At 49.1% G+C, this 20,255-nt stretch carries 20 protein-coding genes and 1 pseudogene; 12 read left to right on the top strand and 9 right to left on the bottom strand.

Features of this window, described 5'->3' with window-relative positions; all coding sequences use genetic code 11:
- From MJ768_RS14205 to MJ768_RS14195, 3 genes and pseudogenes are all read left to right on the top strand, one after another.
- The coding region (locus MJ768_RS14205) for a hypothetical protein (protein ID WP_239292641.1) at positions 1–233 on the top strand (233 nt) is incomplete at its 5' end.
- A gap of 379 nt (positions 234–612) precedes the next feature.
- Positions 613–1,521: a tyrosine-type recombinase/integrase gene (locus MJ768_RS14200; protein WP_239292640.1), complete on the top strand. Its 909-nt coding sequence runs from the start codon at positions 613–615 to the stop codon at positions 1,519–1,521.
- Positions 1,518–1,814 (top strand): annotated as a pseudogene (locus MJ768_RS14195) (transposase zinc-binding domain-containing protein); the annotation flags it as partial. The gene MJ768_RS14200 and the pseudogene MJ768_RS14195, both read left to right, overlap by 4 nt.
- Positions 1,815–1,830: 16 nt before the next feature.
- On the opposite strand, the gene MJ768_RS14190 reads toward MJ768_RS14195, so the two are convergent.
- The 5 genes from MJ768_RS14190 to MJ768_RS14170 all read right to left on the bottom strand — a co-directional run bounded on the left by MJ768_RS14190 (position 1,831) and on the right by MJ768_RS14170 (position 6,639).
- Positions 1,831–3,129 carry a hypothetical protein gene (locus MJ768_RS14190; protein ID WP_239292639.1) on the bottom strand — a complete coding sequence of 433 codons (1,299 nt, stop codon included), beginning with the start codon at positions 3,127–3,129 and terminating at the stop codon, positions 1,831–1,833.
- Positions 3,130–3,230: 101 nt separating this feature from the next.
- Positions 3,231–4,754, bottom strand: a complete 1,524-nt coding sequence (locus MJ768_RS14185; protein ID WP_239292638.1) for a transposase — start codon at positions 4,752–4,754, stop codon at positions 3,231–3,233.
- A 363-nt stretch (positions 4,755–5,117) separates the two neighbouring features.
- Positions 5,118–5,702: a tetratricopeptide repeat protein gene (locus tag MJ768_RS14180; protein WP_338140755.1), complete on the bottom strand. Its 585-nt coding sequence runs from the start codon at positions 5,700–5,702 to the stop codon at positions 5,118–5,120.
- A 113-nt stretch (positions 5,703–5,815) separates the two neighbouring features.
- Entirely contained in the window at positions 5,816–6,136 is a 321-nt protein-coding gene (locus tag MJ768_RS14175) for a hypothetical protein (RefSeq protein WP_239292636.1), read from the bottom strand.
- Positions 6,137–6,228: 92 nt separating this feature from the next.
- Positions 6,229–6,639 (bottom strand): hypothetical protein, encoded by a 411-nt coding sequence (locus MJ768_RS14170; RefSeq protein ID WP_239292634.1) that lies wholly within the window; start codon positions 6,637–6,639, stop codon positions 6,229–6,231.
- Positions 6,640–6,973: 334 nt separating this feature from the next.
- On the opposite strand from MJ768_RS14170, the gene MJ768_RS14165 reads away from it, so the two are divergent.
- The 9 genes from MJ768_RS14165 (at position 6,974) to MJ768_RS14130 (ending at position 13,815) form a co-directional block, all read left to right on the top strand.
- Positions 6,974–7,168 (top strand): site-specific integrase, encoded by a 195-nt coding sequence (locus MJ768_RS14165; protein WP_239292632.1) that lies wholly within the window; start codon positions 6,974–6,976, stop codon positions 7,166–7,168.
- 57 nt (positions 7,169–7,225) lie between these two features.
- Positions 7,226–7,639, top strand: coding sequence for a tyrosine-type recombinase/integrase (locus MJ768_RS14160; protein WP_305855937.1), 414 nt, complete (start codon positions 7,226–7,228; stop codon positions 7,637–7,639).
- A 54-nt stretch (positions 7,640–7,693) separates the two neighbouring features.
- Positions 7,694–7,819 carry a tyrosine-type recombinase/integrase gene (locus MJ768_RS15245; RefSeq protein ID WP_305855938.1) on the top strand — a complete coding sequence of 42 codons (126 nt, stop codon included), beginning with the start codon at positions 7,694–7,696 and terminating at the stop codon, positions 7,817–7,819.
- 319 nt (positions 7,820–8,138) lie between these two features.
- Positions 8,139–8,753, top strand: a complete 615-nt coding sequence (locus MJ768_RS14155; RefSeq protein ID WP_239292630.1) for a tyrosine-type recombinase/integrase — start codon at positions 8,139–8,141, stop codon at positions 8,751–8,753.
- Positions 8,754–8,978: 225 nt separating this feature from the next.
- Entirely contained in the window at positions 8,979–9,572 is a 594-nt protein-coding gene (pssA, locus tag MJ768_RS14150) for a CDP-diacylglycerol--serine O-phosphatidyltransferase (protein WP_239292628.1), read from the top strand.
- Between the two features lie 212 nt (positions 9,573–9,784).
- Positions 9,785–10,105, top strand: coding sequence for a hypothetical protein (locus MJ768_RS14145; protein ID WP_239292626.1), 321 nt, complete (start codon positions 9,785–9,787; stop codon positions 10,103–10,105).
- Positions 10,106–10,216: 111 nt separating this feature from the next.
- Positions 10,217–11,020 (top strand): hypothetical protein, encoded by an 804-nt coding sequence (locus tag MJ768_RS14140; RefSeq protein ID WP_239292624.1) that lies wholly within the window; start codon positions 10,217–10,219, stop codon positions 11,018–11,020.
- Between the two features lie 109 nt (positions 11,021–11,129).
- Positions 11,130–11,327 carry a hypothetical protein gene (locus MJ768_RS14135; RefSeq protein ID WP_239292622.1) on the top strand — a complete coding sequence of 66 codons (198 nt, stop codon included), beginning with the start codon at positions 11,130–11,132 and terminating at the stop codon, positions 11,325–11,327.
- 805 nt (positions 11,328–12,132) lie between these two features.
- Entirely contained in the window at positions 12,133–13,815 is a 1,683-nt protein-coding gene (locus MJ768_RS14130) for a KAP family NTPase (protein WP_239292620.1), read from the top strand.
- Between the two features lie 410 nt (positions 13,816–14,225).
- Here MJ768_RS14130 and MJ768_RS14125 read toward each other — a convergent pair whose 3' ends face one another.
- From MJ768_RS14125 to MJ768_RS14110, 4 genes are all read right to left on the bottom strand, one after another.
- On the bottom strand, positions 14,226–17,507 hold the full coding sequence (locus MJ768_RS14125) for a conjugal transfer protein TraG N-terminal domain-containing protein (protein ID WP_239292618.1): 3,282 nt from the start codon (positions 17,505–17,507) through the stop codon (positions 14,226–14,228).
- On the bottom strand, positions 17,504–18,928 hold the full coding sequence (locus tag MJ768_RS14120) for a conjugal transfer protein TraH (protein ID WP_239292616.1): 1,425 nt from the start codon (positions 18,926–18,928) through the stop codon (positions 17,504–17,506). Before MJ768_RS14120 ends, MJ768_RS14125 begins: the two co-directional genes overlap by 4 nt.
- Positions 18,929–19,054: 126 nt before the next feature.
- Entirely contained in the window at positions 19,055–19,867 is an 813-nt protein-coding gene (locus tag MJ768_RS14115) for a conjugal transfer protein TraF (protein ID WP_239292614.1), read from the bottom strand.
- A 12-nt stretch (positions 19,868–19,879) separates the two neighbouring features.
- Positions 19,880–20,242, bottom strand: a complete 363-nt coding sequence (locus MJ768_RS14110) for a hypothetical protein (protein WP_239292612.1) — start codon at positions 20,240–20,242, stop codon at positions 19,880–19,882.
- Positions 20,243–20,255: the final 13 nt, after the last annotated feature.

The following is a 20,255-nucleotide window of genomic DNA, read 5'->3' as shown; positions in this document are numbered from 1 at the left end:
TGGCAGATCAAGAGGTGAATTTTTTAGCGAATTCAGGTTTTTCTACAGCCTCAACGTTTGACATGAGGGGTGACCGAAAGGCGTGCCTTTTGGGCATCCCCTCGATGGAAGGGTTAGGCGTCTCCGTTTGGGAGCAAAGTTTCATAATTCCAACCCTTCAGTTTGCTGAGTTGCTCATCGAGGACATGCTACCTATCGTGAAGTCCCATGTTGGCCGCTGCGAGCGCCAGTAACTCGCTGCGACTCCCAGCGACTCTCATTAGCGATGGACTCCAGCGTATCGAATGCGAGGCCGAGTTCATTGTGTTCAATGAACTCCTCAAAGTCCGCATGCCATCGGCGAATTCCGCCTCTGCGATTTGCGTGAGATGTGCTCTGGCATCTCGCAAAAAGGTTTCAGTTCGGGCCCAGGATCGGAAGAGTTCAGGTGTTGCCATGAGACGCCTAACGTAAAAGTAAGGGGCGGCGCGCTTTTGCGCCGTCCCGCTCGAACGTAGGGTTGAACGAAGCCGCTATCGCGGGGAAACATCCCTCAGCAGCCAGCTTAAATAACATAATTCATCCTCACCCCGAAAGGGATTTCTTTGTACTTTACCATGAGGATGAATCGTAATGACATCAGAATTTCCAGCGCATTTTGCGTGCAATTATCAATGTCTGCTCAATCGTTTGAAGTTGCACGGGATGCAGCCAAAAACCATCGCACTCTATTCACACGGCGTACGTCGAGCCGGGGACTATTTTGATTATCGGATTGATGATTTGACTAGGCTTCAGTTGACCGATTATTTCGTACATATCGTCAATTCGCTATCCTGGAGTTCGCTCAAACATGACCTGTATGGGCTGAAGTTTTATTACGCCCAAGTATTGAATAAACCCTGGCCGGGCGCAGATTTGGTCAAGCCGCCCAAGTCACACACACTGCCGGATATTATTACCGTGCCACAGGCCCAACAGATATTCATGACCACGCGGGTGCTCAGTTACCGCGTGTTTTTCTTTACCCTGTACAGCCTGGGGTTACGGCTGGGAGAAGGGTTGCGTTTGCAAGTCGGGGACATTGATGCGGACCGCATGCGGGTGCAGGTGCGTAAAGCCAAAGGCAATCGGGACCGCTTTGTCCCGTTGCCGGAAAACACCTTGCAGATATTGCGCCGTTTCTGGCAGACCCACCGCAACCCCGCATTGCTCTTCCCCAACCAGGAAGTGCGGACTCAAAAAAGCCCACCTGGCCACCACCCCGCTGGATCGTGGTGGCATCCAGACCACCTTGCGCCAGGTCACCCGCGATTGCGGTTTAAAAAAAGAATTACGCCACACAGCTTGCGCCACAGTTATGCCACCCACCTGATCGAAGCAGGCGTTGATCTGCTGGAAGTGCAAAAAATCCTCGGGCATCAATCCATTCTCACCACCCTCCGTTACACCCACCTCACCGACCATACCAAAGATAACGCCGCAGACCGCATCAATGCGCTGGTAGGCCAGATATCAATCGGCTGGGGCAACGTCAAATGATCCGGCTGGCACTCATTGTTGACACCTATGCAGCCGAGCTGATCGCACAACATGGCCATCGCCTGTTACCCAGCCAATTGGCGGCATTGAGTGCCTTTCGAATTTGCCGTAGCAGCATGAGCCCCAGGATGGAACTTGCCTGCGATGACTGCACCGAACAAAGCTATTTGCCGCACTCCTGTGGACATCGCCACTGCCCGCACTGCCAAGCGCATGAGTCGCAACGCTGGATAGACCAGCAGTCGCAAAAGCTGGTTCCCGGCAATTACTTCATGGTCTCGTTGGGCATGCCAAAGTTAGTAACGGGCATTACCAAGGCTTTGGCGGAAGCCCATACAGCGCAAGGCGCTTGCCGGGATAGTCGCCTGGTACTTGGCCCAGTGTTCTCCAGTCGGCGTTCTGAACAATCAAAGAGCGAAGCTTATCCGTATATAAATCAGCACCTGTATGCTCTGCAAACGTAGCGGATGGGCTCCAGTTATTTCCTTTTATATCAAAAGTAATACTTCGGTATTCCACCGAAGTGAAAGCTTCTGGAAGTGGATAAGACAAGAATATCTGCCTAGTAATCAACGTGGCACCATAGAAATCAACCCAATTGTTAAACTGACCGGGAATAGGTGTGAACTCTCCCTTCCCTTGAGCAAAACCTTCGATCTTATTAGGCTTGTTGGTAATAGAGTCAAAGTAAATCTTGACTGAAGTTGCCTCCGCTTTAAAACTAAACGGAGACAATAATAAGCCATGCTTCTGGCCGTTTGTAGCTAAAAGGATATATTTTGAGTGAAAGAGAAGCTCGTCCACAAACTTTTCAGACTCGCCTTCTGGGATCAAATCCCAGTTCTTCTTGGGAGAGGTAAGAGAATTGATCTCCAAATACTCATCGCCCTTCACGTCGCTAGAAATCCAACTGGCATCCAGTGCCACATTAGATGCCTTCAAGGCTTTATAACGTTCTTCAACCCTGTACAGCCAAGGACTTAATCCGACTTTTGGCTTGCCGTCGAGAAGGTCGATAACAATCCACGCTCCACCCGACACACTACTGATCCCATAGCGATCGCGCCACAAGTCGAGCTTTACCGAAACGAGGCTATCAAGGGTTTTCTTCACTTCAGGAGGTACGCTACTTGTAGATTGTAATTTGAGAGCCTTCGCACATTCACTCATACTGCCGGCAAACCACTTGGCTTCTAGCCTCTTCACTATCGTAGATTCGGATTTCTTGTCCAAAGTTATTGCGCCAGCACCCTTCACTATCTTGTTGCCTCCCGAAGCACTTAGACTTCCACCAGTTTTGTTTCCATCTACCCGTGAGAGTTCGTCAGTAATTTCCTGCTTATTTCCGCCGGTAGCTTCAACGCAGGAAATGTAATCAGCCATTTTTTGCGTTACGCAGCGATTTGCGTACGGTTGGTAACCCTTTGGACACTCCCCTAATGCATTTGCAACAAGTGAAAAAGTCAGTGAGATGGCAAACAATAGTTTATGCATTGCACTTTCCCAATAGGTAATTGAAGGTGCCCAACGACGCTGTAGAAAAACCCCATTCTGAACACCTGCTTCAGCATTGGGTGGAATTTTTTCAAACCAAACCGATGTCTTCATTTTCTGCTTCCTGTTTTTCTAAAATATTTCCACTGCAAATCCGGCTGACCTGGCAAGCCTATTCGTGTGATAAAGAGGCGAGAATACCTTATTCAGCTTCGTTATCTCGCATAACCATGATTCGCCAGCTTCTCGATGTTATGCATCATGCAGTACAACTTCCACTGGCCATCCACCTTGGCTTTTCCGCGTAACGTAAAGCGGTGCAGCCGCTTGTTGCCACGCAGGTTGCCAAACACCGGCTCCACCGTCGCAAAGCGGCGCGTGATCATTTCTTTACCCGTTTCAGAATCGATCTTCACCTTCATCAGTTCGATATGATTTTCCCGGGCATCGCGTTTGCCTTGCAAGAAAGCAACCTGCCGTGTCTGGGTTTTCTCGGGTGTGCGCAAACATTCTTGACGCCGCTCGCACGGCACGCAATCCTGTTTGGCGCCACTAAATTTCAGCGCCACATATCCATTGATCGTGCAATTCGATCCATTGCTGTAGAGATGCTTTCCGGCGGGGCAAACGCAGTGCGAGTGGTCATCTGCCAAATGGAAATCGGCAGGCTTGAAGCATTTGGCGGTTTTTGCTTGTCCGGTCTTGTTCCACAGCGGATCGGGCTTGGCAGCATGCACGTATTGATCGGCATAGCGTTCATCCCGCTTGCGATATCCGTTGTCGGGCACATAGGCATTGATCTGCTGCCCGGCCAATGCTTTGAGATTGGCTTCTGAATGATAGCCGGCATCGGCGGTAATCACCGTGTCGGCGTTGCGTAATGTCGCAGTCGCTTTGATCGCCGGCAGCAGCAGCTCTTGCTCAGAGCCCGTGCCATGCGCTTGCGCGTCGACGATGATTTGTGTTTTTTCATCGACGGTCGCCACGCCGGTATAGCCTTGAACTACGCCTTTGCTGGTGGCCATTTTAGCCGATTCATTATCGGTGCGGTTGGATAGGCGGATGCTGCCCTTGCTGCCTTTGCGATCTTCCGGGTTCTTCTTGAGAAAGTCGCGCAGTTGCTGCGCTTCTGTTTGCAGGCGTTCCAGTTTTCGGGCTTCGCGCTTGATGATCGCATCGTCTGTCGATGCGGTATCGGCGTTCTTGTGTTTCTCCAGCATCTGCGTGGTGGCAAGTTCCATCCTGTCGAGCTGGCGCTGATAATCGGCGCGGGTGCCCGATTTCGCTTTGCAGGCATTGGCGGGAAGTTTGACGCCATCGATGGCAAACATCTCGCGTCCGATCAAGCCTTGGCGGTCGCATATGAGCAAGACTTGTGCAAACAGTTTGGCGACGGTATCGCCCATGTTTGAGACAAAGGCTGCGAGTGTGGTGAAGTGCGGTTGGCTGTCTCCCGAGACGGCGATAAACAGCACGTTCTCGCGGCAGGCCGCTTCAATTTTGCGGCTGTGGATGATGCCGCGACTGTAGGCTAGCAGGATAATCTTGATGAGCACTGCCGGGTCGAAGGCTGATGCGCCTTCGACGTCATTCTTGTAGCGTGCATGAAAGGTGGAGAGATCAAGCTCGCGATCGACAAGGTGGCATAACGCATATTCGAAACTGCCCGGAATGACTTGCCGGTCAAAGTCGACCGGCAGTAGTTTTAAGCCTTTGTGTATCGGTTTGAACCGTGCCATGTCACATCCACCTTTGTTTTATCGCGCAGTGAAATTATGGCAGATCGTGAGGGGGATTTTTGGGTGGATTTGGGTTTTTCTACAATCTCAACGTTAAATTGAGGAGCGCCGCGCTTTTGCGGCGTCGCTCTCGAATGAAAGGTTATGTTTTTACACCCCATTCAAGTAATTTTTTCTTGTACATCAAATGCCGTGTCTTATCATACGTGTGCATATTGGTATCTCTGCTTGCTGCTTGCGACTCTGCTCTACGGAGATAACTGATAGCGTCATTACCCTTGCCTAATTTTTTATAGACCATGGCTACCGCGTAATATGAGAAAGGATCATCAGTTTTGTTAGAAATGGCAAGCAGTCCAGCATCTAAAGCGGTATGTAGTTCATTTGTATCTGATGTGTCTTTGCTGGCGGCCTCGGCGTACCCTGAGCCAACGAACCACGATACTTTATTCGATTGTTTTTCTGTATTGTAAGTCTTGCAAATAGCAATTTAGCTTCGTGATATTCTTTCATTTCAACCAATATTGCAGCCAAGTCTTCTTTAAATCTATTCTCCTCTGAATATTTAACGATAAGCTGTTGATACGTCACGTGTGCGACATCGTAACGTTTCCATTCCCAGTACAACCTACCCTTGGCAACGTCTGATATCCGCTTTTGGGTAGCATCAGATGACACACTCTTCATCTGGCTAAAAATTTCCGAAGCTTTTTGAAATTTCAAATCGGATATTTTTGGATATTCATCAGCAAGAAATGCTGCATATCTCCGAAGACAGTTGTAATAGCCATTGAGAACGTTCCAGTTTTGAGATTGGGAACTCATGGCACGCTCATATAATTTCTCTGCTGCCTCGTAGTTCTGTAATTGTCTTTGGACGTCTCCAGCATTAACCATTATTTCTATATTATTTGGATCAAGTTTTAGTGCAGGGCCATAAGACTCAATAGCTTCAATTAAGAAATCCCTTTCTTGGAAATATCACCATTCAAAATAAATAAGTCTCTAATTGGAAAGTACTCGGCCAATTCGCTTGATCTGAACAGGTTGTTAACCAAGGTTTAGGCATTTTGAAGATCTCCATCCTCATATTTTTTTCTGGCCAATGCGAGTTTTGTAGTGAACTGCTGCTTCCTATCAGAAAAGGCACCAGCAACTATTTGGTTTTTTGCTGTCGCTGGATTGAATTCCAAGAGATTAGCAAAGAAGCCAACTGAAACAATAGCCACCTCGACTATCAAGACTTTGAAAAGTGTCTTCTGTTGATCTTGGTCAATGAACCTTGCCCAACCAATCAAGGATAAGCTGGTTACCATTGCTGTAAAAACAAATACAGCAACAAGTGAATATGCCAAGATTAACTTTAGAAATCCTATATCCATATCCAAGCCTCTAGAAAAACATAACGTGGAGCTAAGGGGCTGCGCGCTTTTGCGCAGTCCCGCTTAAGCGTAGGGTTAGGTGTTGGTGCATCTTATATTGAGGGGCACCCATGACTTGCCCACAACTCGTGAAAGCGATCATCTCCAGGGAGTGCATTTCCGTTTAGTGTCTTGATCCTGCGTAGTTCGCTACAGATAACATAACTAGCAGCTTCAAGCGAAGAGTCTTTTCCTGCTTGCGTAACGGATGGATCACGCCAATCTTTTTTTAGGCGCTCCAGAGCGCGCTGGATATTTTCAGTGGCTATTTTGATGAAGTCGTCATCAATAGTCGTTGCTGCCAACGCGCGAACAGAATTGTTCTGCGGTTCACGTGTAATCGAAATACGCTCCGAAAGTGCTAGAGCGTCATCGGAAAACTTTTTTGCGGCAGTAATGGCTTTAACTACCGACGAGAGTGCGGAAATCGTTGATACGAATGCGGCTGCGGTTTCTACTATCATTTTGCGTTGCCCCCTTTTTAGAAAATTGTGATTCTGTTTGATCGCCTTTCCAATTTGTACCAAACGGCACCCGTGAATACAATACACCTAACAGGTATTAGACGGACGCACCGGTCCGTATATCAAAAATAGTGAGGCGCGCATTATTTTAATAACCTATTGATTAATTGTAAATCACCTTTATTTCCTGTCCGCATATGCATAATAGTATAGGCAGACCAGTTTTGTATAATCTTGCGCATTTTAACCACCAACCAAGGAGCTACACTTATGGGGTCACCCCACCCCTGCCTACCCCCACCAAGCCAATTCCAACACCCATCCGCATCACATAATGGATCAAATTCATAAGGTGTGCCGTCGCAGACATTTAAACAAACGGACAGAGGAAGCCTACCGTTTCTGGATTTGCCAGTTCATCCTCCATTTCAATAAACGTCATCCAAGAGAACTTCGGGAAGGTGATATAGCTCAGTTTTTAAATCACTTGGCTGTGCAACGGGAAGTATCCGCTTCAACACAAGCATAAGCACTCAACGCACTCGTATTTCTTTATCGTGATGTACTGGAAACACACCTCAATAAAATGCCCGGCTTCAATCGCATTCAACAGCACCAGCGTATTCCTGTGGTAATGTCCCCAGAGAAGGTTTCAGCAGTTTTGGCGCATATGTCTGGCTCGACTGCATTAATGGCGCGCTTACTGTTTGGATCGGGGTTGCGTGTTGAGGAGTGCTTCACCTTGCGCATCAAAGATATTGATTTTGCTTCGTCAATCGTTTCAATTCGAAACGGCAAGGGTGCAAAAGATCGCACCACAGTTCTTCCTGTCAGCTTGAAAGCTGACTTGCAGGCTCACCTGATGCGAGTTGCAGAATTGCATACCGATGACCGAAACCGAGGTGCCGGATTGGCGCCCTTGCCTGGTGCACTCGAACGAAAGTATCCGAAAGCCTCTGAATCCCTTGCCTGGCAATTCATATTTCCTTCAACGGTGTGACGCCAATGGGGTCAAAGCGGGCGAAAGGCCCGATGGCACGTATCACCTTAGACTATCCAGCGAGCATTCCGTCAGGCGGTGACACGCGCAGGAATCATGAAGCACGCAACAGTTCACACGCTGAGGCATTCATTTGCTACTCAACTGCTCGCGTCTGGAACCGATATTCGGACGATTTAACTTTTGCTTGGGCACCGCAATCTTCAAACCACGATGCTATATACGCATGTTTTGGAGGTTACGAAAAAAGTCTCCAGTCCGCTTGATGCGTTGTGATGCGAAATTGTTTATTTGTGCGCAGTTAAGGATGGGCGCTGAAGATGGTGAAAGCCAGACACTATTGATCATCAGCGCACTCATACGTATGTCCGCTTTAAAGAATATTCTCGAAGGACTGCAATTGGCACCCAGCACTCATAGTGTGACTTTATACCAAAGCGGACGCCGACAAAAGCGAAGCCGCAGAATCAGATTCCGTTCAATCAACAAGGAGTCTGAAATGAAAACCTCTCAATCCCGTGAACCCTGGAATAAAGGCAAACTGATCGGGCAGAAGCCACCACTGAAGCTGAAAGACATCTGGGCCATTCGTATCCATCTGCAACTCGGCAAACGCATCCGTGACCTGGCAATGTTTAACTTGGCCATCGACAGCAAGCATCGCGGCTGCGATCTTGTTACCCTGCGGGTTCGCGATGTTGCCCATGGCAACCAGATGTTATCGCGGGCGATTATCGTTCAACGAAAGACGCAGCGGCCTGTGCAATTTGAGCTGACGGAAGATACCAGAAATGCGGTCTCTGCTTGGATTTCCAAGGCTAATCTCAAATTGGAGCAGTACTTGTTTCCAAGTCGCCTGAAGAATTCTCTGCATATTTCAACGCGGCAATACGCCAGAATCGTACATAGATGGGTTGCCTCTATTGGCCTTGACCCTACTGTTTATGGTACGCATACGATGCGCCGAACCAAGGCCACTCTGATTTACAGGAGAACAAAAACCCTTCGGGCAGTACAACTGTTGTTGGGGCACTCGAAGTTGGAAAGCACCCTGCGGTACTTGAGGATAGAAGTTGACGATGCACTGGAGATTTCCGAACAAACCGAGATATAACCAACGGTTCGCGGCTGACCTTCCGGTCAGTCGCTCCCTTGCTCGCCGTATGCCGCTGCCCCCCCCTAATGACAGCTTTGCGGTAGCATGGCGCTATGATTGCCCTGTGCCAATTCTGCCTTTTGATTGCCAGTCCTATGAGCGGTGATATGAGTACAATGGGCCCAGCTAATACCCGTATTTATGTCCGCCATGAAGACACATAAACTGAAAAAGTCTTTCTCAATGATTCGCGAGTTTCATCTTGCCGATTGGTTCACGCTGGCAAATGCTGTCTGTGGCACGGGGGCATTGTTTTCTATGCTGACGTATTTGCAAACCACCTACGTCAGGCACGTCTACTTTGCTTGCGGGATGGTTCTTGCCGCGCTAATCTTCGATGTCTTGGATGGACGGATTGCTCGGTGGCGACAGCAGACTTCTGCAATGGGTCGTGAGCTCGACTCTCTCGCTGATGTCATCTCCTTCGGCGTAGCACCAGCCGTGATTGGGTACGGTTGCGGCATGCAGGGCTTATACGACCGTATTGTCTTGGCCTATTTTGTTGCATGTGGAGTATCTCGCTTGGCGCGTTACAACATTACGGCCGAGGCACTGTCTGAGGGCGAAGGCAAAGTGACACACTTCGAGGGAACTCCGATCCCAACGTCGCTGCTGTTGGTATTGTTGATGGCATGGGCTGCCTCACAAGGTGCATTGGGGGAGTCTCTCTGGTTCGGACAGATCGTGTTTCTTGGCTTCACGCTTCATCCGTTAGTACTGTTGTTTGCGATTTCCGGCTCACTTATGGTCAGTCGTATACGGTTTCCAAAGATGTGAGCTGCACGTCGCCAGTGTCTGCTTGAGAGCGGTTATTACGAAACATGAATGACAGCTCAGTGACAATTCCGGGCATATCATCAATAAGGTAGGCTATTATGCTAGCCGTCTCTATATTAATAAATGTCTGGTCCCCATTGGTCTCTTGAATAACTGTTGAGCGCCTTAACCAGCCATAAATTACACGCTTAAGCTCAAAGAAAGGAATCTCAATGTTCAAGATCGAAGGACTTGACGAACTGCAAAACAAGCTCGATGACTTCGTAAATAACGCTGAAGCGCTAGACGGTCAACACAACGTTCTCGTGTCAGGGCTTCTTACCGATGACTTTGTATCGCAACACACGTCGTTTTCATCCGCCGATGAAATGTTCACAGCGAGCGGATTCAAGGTCGAAACCCAAGAAGACTTTGCGGCTATTCCCGACGCGGATTGGGACAACTACATTCGTTCCATTTCCAGATTCGACGGTTGGCAAAGCATGCTCGGTGCGGCAGGGCAAGAATGGTCAAAACGGAAACTTGGTCTGTGAGTCAAAGGCGCCCAACCTTGCTCCGCTGCGCGATAAAGCCACGCAGCCCCAGTTAGCTCTATGTTAGACCGTGCAGTCACAAATATTTAATCCGTCCCAAAAGGAGAAATAATGAAAAGAACAACAATTGTAATTGGCCTTATTGCCGTTGGTATTGCAGGATGCGTAACTGATCCAAGCGATCGAGAAAGAGAGATAACCCAGGTTGGCAACAGCGTAACATGTATTAAGCCACCACCAGAGGTACTTACCTCGGGACTAGAGGCAAAACTGGATGCTTCTGTCTATAAATTAGGGCAAATCGCAAATGCGAACATATCTTCCGGACAAAAGATCGAAAAAATACGGGAGACATTGCCTCAAGTTCAATCTTTTGAAGTCCTTGAGTATCGTTTCTGTCGGATGTACACAAACGGACTTATTGATAAGACAACATACAATGAACTTGTGCGGCAGGTATTACCTTCTTTTAGACCACAAGCCCAACCAGAGTCTGCTGGCGACTCAGTACCGCCTAAAAAGGCTATCGTAATTCGTGCTCAAGATTTCGTTCGCGGAACAAATGTCGCTATAGATCAATGCGTAGTGGGACCAGGCACGCTCGCGAACGCTTTACCCTGCATTGGTCAACCAAATGCAGCTGAATTTGATTTCTCGGTCAGTGCTGCAGGTGCTTACCGCTTGGAGATTAACTATACTGCAGCATCGTCACGACCTGTTAAGGTAATATTGAACGGAACAGTTATTAGCGACCAAGCACTTAATGGAACAACAGGCAATTGGTTAAATAGTAATTTACGTTGGGTTGAAATAGGTAAAGTTGTGCTTAAAGAAGGCAGTAATACTGTACGTTTGGAACGGTCCGATGTGTTTCCACATATACATGATCTGCGTTTTGTTCCGGTTTCTGAGTAAAAAACCTTAATTGCTGAATCCGCTACCTCCTAACACTTCGTTCCAGCGGACTGTCTTCGGCAGCCGTTGAACTCCAACGTTAGGGCTCATCCATGATAGGGTGTAATCTATGGCACTGGTGAAAACGTTTGGGCTATGGTTTCTACTTGGCGTTTGGTTGCTTTTCTCTGGCTTATTCGCAGTAGCGGCAATTCGCGAATATCGATCCAGTCCACAGTCAGACGAATCCATCTTGCTGGTGAGCGTGTTTACCGTGGCTGGTGGGATCTTCGTGTCTCACTGCCGTTGCACTTCGTCGCTTGGCTGAGCCACCGTTAACATTTGCAGTTCTTCGTGGGCAACCTTCAATGGAGAATGCGGCACTACTCGGCGTCTCGCTTACGCACATTCACGATTCAAATGGCAACTTACTTGAGCCGTATCTTCAGGGTCGCGTGCTCGATGCGGAGAAGTCGCTTCGCGAACGGCGGGGCTATGTTTTGGCGGTGTGGGCGGTGGTCGTCTCGTCACTAAGAACCGTTGCAGCGTGGCTAGCACACTTAAAGTAAGGAGAAACATAAGCCCTAACCCGGCATCGAGAAGGACTGCGCAAAAGCGCGCAGCCCCTCAATTTTACGTTATGTTCACTAAATCAGATGATGTCAGCACCAAAAGAAATGCAAAGGTGGGAATTAATTCTTCTGACAGAGGAAAATAGATTCTGCCTATTTGTGCAGGCTCTGGAAGACAACCCAATGGTTTTGTTCCATGCCACTCCGATGCGCCATTTCGATTCAATAGCCAGTTCAGGGTTTCGCTCTGCCACTGAACTAGGCACGGGAAAACTCAGCTTTGTCTCTTATGCTAAACGGAGTTCGAGCTGCTTAGCTCACATCAGAAATGATGTTAAAGAGGATCACGTCGTTTTTGCGGTTAAGTTTGACACATTGCAGCAACAAGGTATCAAGGACAACCCATCTGACATACACGTGTACAAAAGCGAAATACAGCCGCGTATCCTTGGGTACTGCAAAATCCCAGTGGGTTTCCGTGTTTCGTGAACATAACCCTCCGCTCGAGTTCGTCCCGGCGCGCCCCTCAGCTACACGCTATGCGTTTTTGAAGGAACATCAATGTCAATTGAGGTAATCAAAGATCAAGTGTTTCATTTTTTATCCTCAGATCAGCCTGAGGTTATGGCTATCAAGGGTGAGTGGGGGGTTGGAAAGACTTTTAGCTGGAAGAAATTTCTTAAAGAGGCTAGTTCTACAAATAAAGTAAAACTCGAACGCTACTCTTATGTTTCTCTTTTTGGTATCAACACGTTAGAAGCTTTTAAATATACTATTTTTGAAAATGTCGTTAAACGAGAAATTATCGGCACTGAGGCTAGTATTGAAACTTTCAAGAATAATACTGCTAGCCTAATCGAATCATTAAGTAGACATTCTTTCAGCCTCTTTAAAGGGGCTCCAATAGTTAAAACATTTAGCCCAGCAATTGAGACTATTTCTTTCTTGTCATTAAATAACACTCTAATATGTATTGATGATTTAGAAAGAAAAGGAAAAAGCCTAGAAATAAAGGATGTTTTGGGGTTGGTGTCATTACTAAAAGAGCAAAAGAAATGTAAGGTAGTGTTGCTTCTAAATGATGAGGAAGGAGGCCTAAAAGATTATGAAAAATACCGTGAAAAGGTAATAGATATTGAGCTTGCGTTTGCTCCTAATCCAGAAGAATGTGCATCGATAGCTTATTCTGAACAAACGCCGAATCATTCTAGGCTAAGAGAGTTAACAACAAGCCTTGGTATTCGAAATATTCGTATTCTAAAAAAAATCGAGAGATTGGCTACTCTATCCCTTCATCTGACTGAAGGCTTTGAGCCGGAAATAGCTGATCAGGTTTTACATTCACTTGTGCTATATGCATGGAGCTATTTCTGCTCAAACTCGAATGAGGAAATACCACCTTTAGAATTTATAACTAGCAAAGGCTATGCATTACTCGGTATAGGGGATGAAGAAATCAGCGAGCCACAGAAGAAGTGGCAAACCACACTTCAAGCATACAATTATCAGCTCACTGATGAACTAGATTTATTATTGGCAGAAGCTGTCAAGACAGGTTACTTCGTTGAAGAAGATTTCAAAGAAAAAGCATCTACAAAAAACCAGCAAATAATAGCCTCTAAATCCGAGAACTCATTCTCTGATGCTTGGCGTCTCTATCACGACACATTTAATGACAATGGTGATGAAGTCATAAATGGGTTGTATGAAAGCTTCAAGAAAAACTGTAAATACATAACACCTTTGAATTTGAACGGTACTGTTTCATTGTTCAGGGAGTTGGGTGAAGCACATAAAGCATCCGAAATAATTGATCTATATATAGAAAATAGAAAATACGAAGCAGAGCTATTCAACATGAAGGAGAATAACTTCTTTGGTGACATTAGAGATCAGGAAGTAATAGATAAATTTAACAAAGTATATAACCAGTCTGTTACTACTGAGACAGCAAAACAAGTATTAGACCGAATTGCTGGTAAAAATGGCTGGAACCAAAGTGACGAAGTGGTGTTAGCCAACACATCTGTCGATGAGTACTACAAGCTATTTAAAACTGAAACTGGTAGTCACTTGTCATCCTTTGTGACGACTTGTTTGAAATTCGGTCAGCTTGGTAACGCTAATTATCAGCAAAAGGAGGTTGCTAGTCGGGCTACACAGGCACTACGAAAAATTGCTTCTGAGAGTGAAATTAACAAAAGACGAGTTAACAAGTTCGGTGTAAAACTTGAAGATGCATAACAAGGCGCTACTGTCGGACAAATTTTCCGCTGCGCCCCAAATTTGCCGCAGAGGGCGGTTGAGTATCTGCTGTACAGCGCGAAACAGTTGTTCGTGATGTTAGCGCTTCCGACCGCAGTGTGTCGAGAGCACGCAGTCGCGTTTCAAGAAAGCAGCCGTTCTGAATGATTTCAGCGTCTATGACCGCTGAAGGCTGCTTACCGGTCGTACTTTCATCTGGACGCCACCTGCAGCAATGGCCGAATAGTGTGCTTTCATGGCAATTCTCCTGAAAGACGGCAACCTACCGTTAGCGTGAATTCGCCAATGTCCGATATCGTGAAGCGCAAATCAAAGCAAGCTTGGATTTTTGGGCAGCAGAAGTTAATAATCTGTCAAACTTTGCCTGATCAAGTCTGAACTACTGCACTTTAATCCTTGAATACCTGCTTCGCTTTATCTCCAATCTTATTGCCAAGGTCATTTGCTTTGTTTACCCCTTTCTTAACGGCATCTAATGCTTGATTGGTTGCGACCGCGCCAACTACTGTTCCCGCCACAGAATGGGTTGCATTGACCTCGGCCTCGCGGTTGACTCCGGCCTTTCTGGCCGACTCTCGCTCAGCCGTTCTTCTTGTGTCCGCTGCTGCATGAGCCTCAACTTTACCCGCTGCCAGGCCGCGCTCATCTACCTTTGTCGCATTGGCAAGCATTTTGCCTTCTGCGGCTTTACCTGCGGACTCCCCTAGAATTTTTCCAGCGGCATTGCCTACAAACCTGCCGGCTGCCCCTCCCCCAACCATCAACCCAACATCAAGCGCCGTATCCACAATGGCATCCGTAGTCGAACCCTTGTAACCTTCGGCAACAGGTTTCGCCACACCGGCCTCATCACTGACTAACCCGGCTTTATTTAGTAGTGACATCGTGCCTGCTGGCATGATTGTGGCTGTTGCATTCTGCGTCGCCAAACTCATGTTGTTTTGCCGTGCGGGGTCGGTGAATTTGGTTGCATCTTGCTCCAATGGCTTGCCTTCTTTAGTAACGGCACCCCGCCCCGCTTTGATTCTGTCATTAGCCTGTCCGGTCATTTTCTGCACCTGTCCTGCAACTTGGTTGACTGATGCCGTATTGGGGTCAACCCCCGCGCTTCTTGCTGCGCCCATTACCCGTGCATCGTTCCGATCGTGGGAATGGGTAACTGCCTCAGTTCCCGGCACGGCTGCTTTGTTTTGTTCGTATCCCCCCGCCACGTTGTTTGTCGGCTTTTCGATTGCCTGATCTATCTTGGGCACAAGTTGCTCATTCACAAAACGATCCGCGTATTGCTCCAGCACGCCTTTATCATGCAGTGCCATATCGGTGACATCATCAACCGTATAGCGATGCCCAGTGCGGTCGGATTGCGTTTGCATCCACCCCACGAATTCATTGGTATAGTTTGCATCGTAATTGCCAGCCATTTCTTTGGTGCGCGAAGCCGCCTCTTTTAAGGTAAGTGATTTTTCATGGGCGGCCTGAGCTGATTCATCGTGTGACTTTGCTTGATCGAAGCTGCTTCTGATCCCCTGTGCAGCCTTTGCCGTTTTGTCTTCGCCTTGAGTGAATGTGTCCTGATGAGCGGCATTCCGCATGGTCGAAATGGCATTCTCAAATCCTTTGTCCTGGGCGAGCTGGTGTGCAACATTCTGCATTTGTGTCGTTCCAGCGCTGCTCTTGCCTTTGACTGTCGCCCCCGCGCTTACGATTGCTCCGTTACCAAAAATATTGATCCCGCCGCTTGCATCTGCGCTTGCTGATGCAATCAACTCTGCCTCTTGCTTTTGGGATAAGCCGTGCCCCGATGCGTAGCTGTGGGCGATTTTCTGGGCTTCGTTATAAGACTGAAGGAATGACGCTTGTGAGCTGGTCATGTCCTGTTGTCCGGCAGCTGCACTCTTGCCGTGACCTTTCTCGAACGAGGCTGTTTGACTTAGCGCAGAGGTCATTGCCTCCCGCGCTGCGACAGATTCGGTGAAGGCGGTTCTTTCAGAGTTTTCGGAGGCAGTTTGGAGTGCGCCTGACGCTTTGCTGCCGAGGTTGATCTTTGTCGGCAGGGTATGTATCGCGCCAGACGCATCATTGATCTGCATTGCATTACCGTTCGCGTCTGTACCTGTAAACCGCTTCACGCCATCCTGTGCGGTGCTCTCGAATCCACCTTGTCGTATCGTGGGCCGGGTGTTGTGTTGCAGTCCGCTCATCGTATCGAACGACTGATTGCCCAGTGATGCGTTACCCATCTGCAAATTCCCTGATGACATGCCAGAGGCAATTCTTTCCGATTCGCGCGCAGGCGATACCATCCCGGCAATCGCTTGTGCGCCCACGTCCCCGCCCTTCACGATTGCCGCCGCGATGGCGGGTATTGCGGTCGCCGAGATCATGCCCGCAATGGCTTCATCGCTGATGTAGGCATTGTTCACCAGGCTATATTGCGACATGGACAAACCAAGTCCGCCGGTCATTGCCGCCAGGTCCTGGGCGTGCATCGTCATCACAAGGTGCATGACGGCATATAGCGGTGGCCACAGCTGCACCCACACAAGACTCATCACATAAGCCTTCAACACCAGCCCACCTTTATGTCCGGCCAGCAATACCAGCAACAGGATGATCGGGAAAACCGAATACTGCACAATCTCCACGATATTCTTGACTTTTGGCATGGTGCTTTCTGCCATCTTGGACATCATCTTGTAGCTCTCGGAGGTGGAGCGTATGGCTTGCGCCTGACCGAGATTGGCTGAAGCGGATGCGGCATCACCGAGTTGCGCTGGCAGCATGTACTGCGCATCAATCATGAAGTTGCTCATGGCGGCTTGTTTGGTCGCATCCAGAGCCGTTGTGGAAACGCCGAGCATGTAGCTGGTTGATGTCTGGATCGCCCCCTGAACTGCCGCATTGGCTGCGGCTGTCGGCAGTCCTGGATAAAGCCGTCTGCCCAGCGTATTCATCTGCTGGGTGTTGACTGCGACAATTTGCGCGGTCAGATAGGTATAGGCGACATCGCACCCATAAGCGTTTGTGGCAGTTGGTACCGGCACGCCGGGAATGGTGCGGATTGTGACGAGCCTGCCCGGATTGGTCTTGCCGCTGAGGTAAGTCCAGATGTCGTTCGATTTTGCCAGGTCTGATGCGACGACAAACCCGGTCGAGTATTCCGGTATGACGCATTCGCGGTAGAACTCCATCAGATTGCCGGTCAGGATCGAGTTGTCGAATTTGGTATGCAGCACCTCCTGCTGCACACGATGGCCGAAGAGTGTGCCGTTGGTGCGGAACTGAATGTCTGCGGGCAGCGAGAAAGTCGTCTCGAATGAACGTGTCAGCCAGTCGCCGATATGACTGATCGAGTGCGCAAAAGCGGCGAGGCCAATAGGCACGTTGGCAACAGTAACCGATGGCTGAGTGCCGGTTCGGTCGGTTATCACCACGTTGACTTTAGGAACAAGCAGCATGGCATTGAACAAGGCAAGCATGATGACCCAGCGCCCAAAATCAGGCAGCTGGCTAAATCCGGCAAGCACAGCCATGGCCATTGCGAGCAGACCGACCAGCGCGAGCGTTCTCAGCAGGCCAAGATAATCGCCGCTACCCACAATTGCGGCCACCGCATTAAAGACCAGTTCCAGCTCTCTGATATTCCAATATGAAAAAACTTCAAATATCACCGCTCACTCCCAAAGACGGTCATCGACGTGAATGCCTGGGCCGGGATGCCGGCAACCATTGCCTGGTGCATCAGCTGTATCTGTCTTTGCAGGTTGGCCTCGCCAGATGTTTTGTTGTATTCAGCGATGCGCATGGTTTGCACGAGTGACGACAGATTGCTTAACCTTGTTTGCAATTGAGCAATTGCCGTCTGGGCATCCGGTGGGACAGCGCCGCTTTCAGCGTTGGCAAGCGATTGGCTGGCCATCCTGATGAGCCCGTTGAAATAGGAATAGGCGATATCAACAGCGATCAGACGTTTGTATAAATCGACTATCTGCGGCTGATTGATCGCTGTGGCGGTAGTGAGCAGCTTCCACACCGGAACCGATGAAGCATCCACAATTCTGAAGTCATTGATGTTTTGCATAGCGCGGGTCGTGATGCCGGTGCGCAGCGCATCGATGGATGTGCTGACCTTTTTTACAAATGGCGTGATGGAGACCTTGATCGCAGGGACGGTTGGATTGAGGCAGTCCGTTGTGGTGTCACACACAAAAACATCTACCCCGGTGGAAGCGGTTGACGGGTCGTCCCCAATAAAATCTTCCACGCGAATACTGGTGGGTTGTGTGTAATGCCATGTTGGCTGACTGCCGCCATTGGCACCACCGGGTACAGCCGGTGTGATGATGATCGTGCCTGTGATGCTCATGATGAGCCGCCTGTCTTCATCGTCGATACCGGTGACATTTTGCAAGGCTTTCCAGACCACATTGCCGGGCTTGAAGTAATTCGCCTTGGTGGGATCGCTGGCGGCCGCTGCGGCTTTTGCAGCTTCGGCGGCACTAGCATCGGTCTTGGTTTGTTTCCATGAATCGAACGAATCCGGGAACATGTTCGAGGTTGACCCGGCTATATGGCTGAACATGGCCGACATGTTTTTTGACAAGTCAGCGCCTTGCACAAAAGGAATGCCTTCTGTCATTTTGCAGGCATTGACGTTCATCCCATTTACCTTGTTGGCGACATCCTGCAAATACTCGAACAGGCTTGCCATTTCCGGCATGGAGGATTTGATGGCCAGTAAAAAAGCGTAGCTGATGGAGGTGCCAATATTTTGGAACAATGCGGTTATCGCGGCTTTATTGATGAAAGAGAATGAGCCCGCGTGCAGATCAATACCCCCGCAGCCGATGTCGAGAGACGGGGGGCTGATTTGCGCCAGTTGATAGGATCTCACCGGCGTTCTGGCGTAGAAACCACCGGCAGAGTATCCATTCATGGTTTGCCCCTTGTAGGACGATGGAGGTGTCGAATTAGTGTATCCGCCCATACTGTCGAACCAGTTTTGCATTCCCGTCCCCACGTTGGCGTTTGCTGGCGCTGCAATGAGATAGGTCGCGGCAAGAACTGAGATGAATAGTTTGCGGTAGCGCATGCTGTTTCCTTCTTTACGGGCATAGCAATAGCCACCCCTGATATTAAAACTTGCAATGCCCGCTTCCCTCCCCCCAACCCTCTCCCGGAGGCGAGGGGGCAAACGAATCGCTGCGCGAGTTTCACGTTATAGATCGCCCGGTGTGGTCTGTGTCAGCACGTAAATCCGTTCCACAAAATCCTGTAACGACAGCACACCAGCGCCGAGTATCACCATTTTGTGAGTTTTAACATTGCCGAGAACAAAGAGCGGAACAGCCTCGACCCCAAGTTGGGTGGATAGTCCGTTGTCTTTGACTGAGGGTGGCAATCCCTCAATGGTTGCCCCGTCCAGGCTGATCGGCAAGATCGTCATGTCATATTGCCGGGTGATCCATTGCAGTGTTGGCACCATGTGCTTGCAATAAGGACAGTCACCACGGAAGAAGAAAAATATCCCCCACTCCCGGGCCAAATCGGTCATGGTTCTGGTTTCCTTGACCTTGCGCTCCCGTGCCGCCACCTTGATAGCGAAGTTGTTCATTGGATTTTTCAGTTCGTAGTTCAGCTCGGCGTTTTGCCACAACACTCTGCGCCAGACATCGGCGAAAAAGCTGGCGCGGTCAATTTCAACCTTCTGCGCCGCCATGTACGCTTTGATATTGCCCGGTGTTGGATGTACCACCGCGAGCGCACGTTTGGCATCAAGGTCTTTGCGTATCTTCTCCAGCTCCTCGACAGCCATCTCCTCCTTGGACTTTTCTGATTGTGTCTGCTTGTCGGCTTCTTTGGACTTCGGGGATGGCCGGGCTTTTTCTTCACAATACCAGTTGAATTTCTCCTGGCCATGGCATGACCATACTGACGAGTACTCCATGCCTGGCAGGTAATCTCGCCCCTCCAATGCCGAGGATGTTGTGGGCAGCAGTACAGTCGTCAGGACGAGAACAAGACTAGTCATAGCGCGCATGGTTTACTTGTCACTCAAGGCGAGTTCCCGAACACGCTGGGTGTAATCGTAGGTGGTGCTGGGTGAATCTTTGATAATCGCAGCCGAGTTGATGATGGTGCATTTGCACTCGCTCGCCACTCGCGTCAGTGCAACATCAAGATTTTTACCGAAGCGCGAGGCTGATTCGAAGATCTCGGCTTGCGCTTTCTGATCCATGCCGGGCTTCATTTGCGCCGCCAGGCTTTTTTGTTGCGAGGTGACAATACCGATAATGTCCACCTTCGCCATCATCGGTGCAGGGTGAAAGTGCTGCCATCCGGCCACGACCGCAATAGCGAATGCTGCCGCGACAGCCCCGGTGACGAAATGTGCGAAGGTGGACATATTGATCTCTGAT

Origin of the sequence: Candidatus Nitrotoga sp. 1052 (assembly GCF_927312905.1) — a bacterium.
Lineage (GTDB): Bacteria > Pseudomonadota > Gammaproteobacteria > Burkholderiales > Gallionellaceae > Nitrotoga.
Note: the sequence above shows the minus strand (reverse complement) of the source record. Positions and strands in the feature narration are given on the sequence as shown.

Bases quoted from the DNA above. Each gene is read 5' to 3' on its own strand.
- MJ768_RS14200 (WP_239292640.1), top strand. From the start codon at position 613: ATGACATCAGAATTTCCAGCGCATTTTGCGTGCAATTATCAATGTCTG.
- MJ768_RS14190 (WP_239292639.1), bottom strand. From the start codon at position 3,129: ATGAAGACATCGGTTTGGTTTGAAAAAATTCCACCCAATGCTGAAGCA.
- MJ768_RS14185 (WP_239292638.1), bottom strand. From the start codon at position 4,754: ATGGCACGGTTCAAACCGATACACAAAGGCTTAAAACTACTGCCGGTC.
- MJ768_RS14175 (WP_239292636.1), bottom strand. From the start codon at position 6,136: ATGGATATAGGATTTCTAAAGTTAATCTTGGCATATTCACTTGTTGCT.
- MJ768_RS14170 (WP_239292634.1), bottom strand. From the start codon at position 6,639: ATGATAGTAGAAACCGCAGCCGCATTCGTATCAACGATTTCCGCACTC.
- MJ768_RS14165 (WP_239292632.1), top strand. From the start codon at position 6,974: ATGGATCAAATTCATAAGGTGTGCCGTCGCAGACATTTAAACAAACGG.
- MJ768_RS14160 (WP_305855937.1), top strand. From the start codon at position 7,226: ATGCCCGGCTTCAATCGCATTCAACAGCACCAGCGTATTCCTGTGGTA.
- MJ768_RS14155 (WP_239292630.1), top strand. From the start codon at position 8,139: ATGAAAACCTCTCAATCCCGTGAACCCTGGAATAAAGGCAAACTGATC.
- pssA (WP_239292628.1), top strand. From the start codon at position 8,979: ATGATTCGCGAGTTTCATCTTGCCGATTGGTTCACGCTGGCAAATGCT.
- MJ768_RS14145 (WP_239292626.1), top strand. From the start codon at position 9,785: ATGTTCAAGATCGAAGGACTTGACGAACTGCAAAACAAGCTCGATGAC.
- MJ768_RS14140 (WP_239292624.1), top strand. From the start codon at position 10,217: ATGAAAAGAACAACAATTGTAATTGGCCTTATTGCCGTTGGTATTGCA.
- MJ768_RS14135 (WP_239292622.1), top strand. From the start codon at position 11,130: ATGGCACTGGTGAAAACGTTTGGGCTATGGTTTCTACTTGGCGTTTGG.
- MJ768_RS14130 (WP_239292620.1), top strand. From the start codon at position 12,133: ATGTCAATTGAGGTAATCAAAGATCAAGTGTTTCATTTTTTATCCTCA.
- MJ768_RS14120 (WP_239292616.1), bottom strand. From the start codon at position 18,928: ATGCGCTACCGCAAACTATTCATCTCAGTTCTTGCCGCGACCTATCTC.
- MJ768_RS14115 (WP_239292614.1), bottom strand. From the start codon at position 19,867: ATGACTAGTCTTGTTCTCGTCCTGACGACTGTACTGCTGCCCACAACA.
- MJ768_RS14110 (WP_239292612.1), bottom strand. From the start codon at position 20,242: ATGTCCACCTTCGCACATTTCGTCACCGGGGCTGTCGCGGCAGCATTC.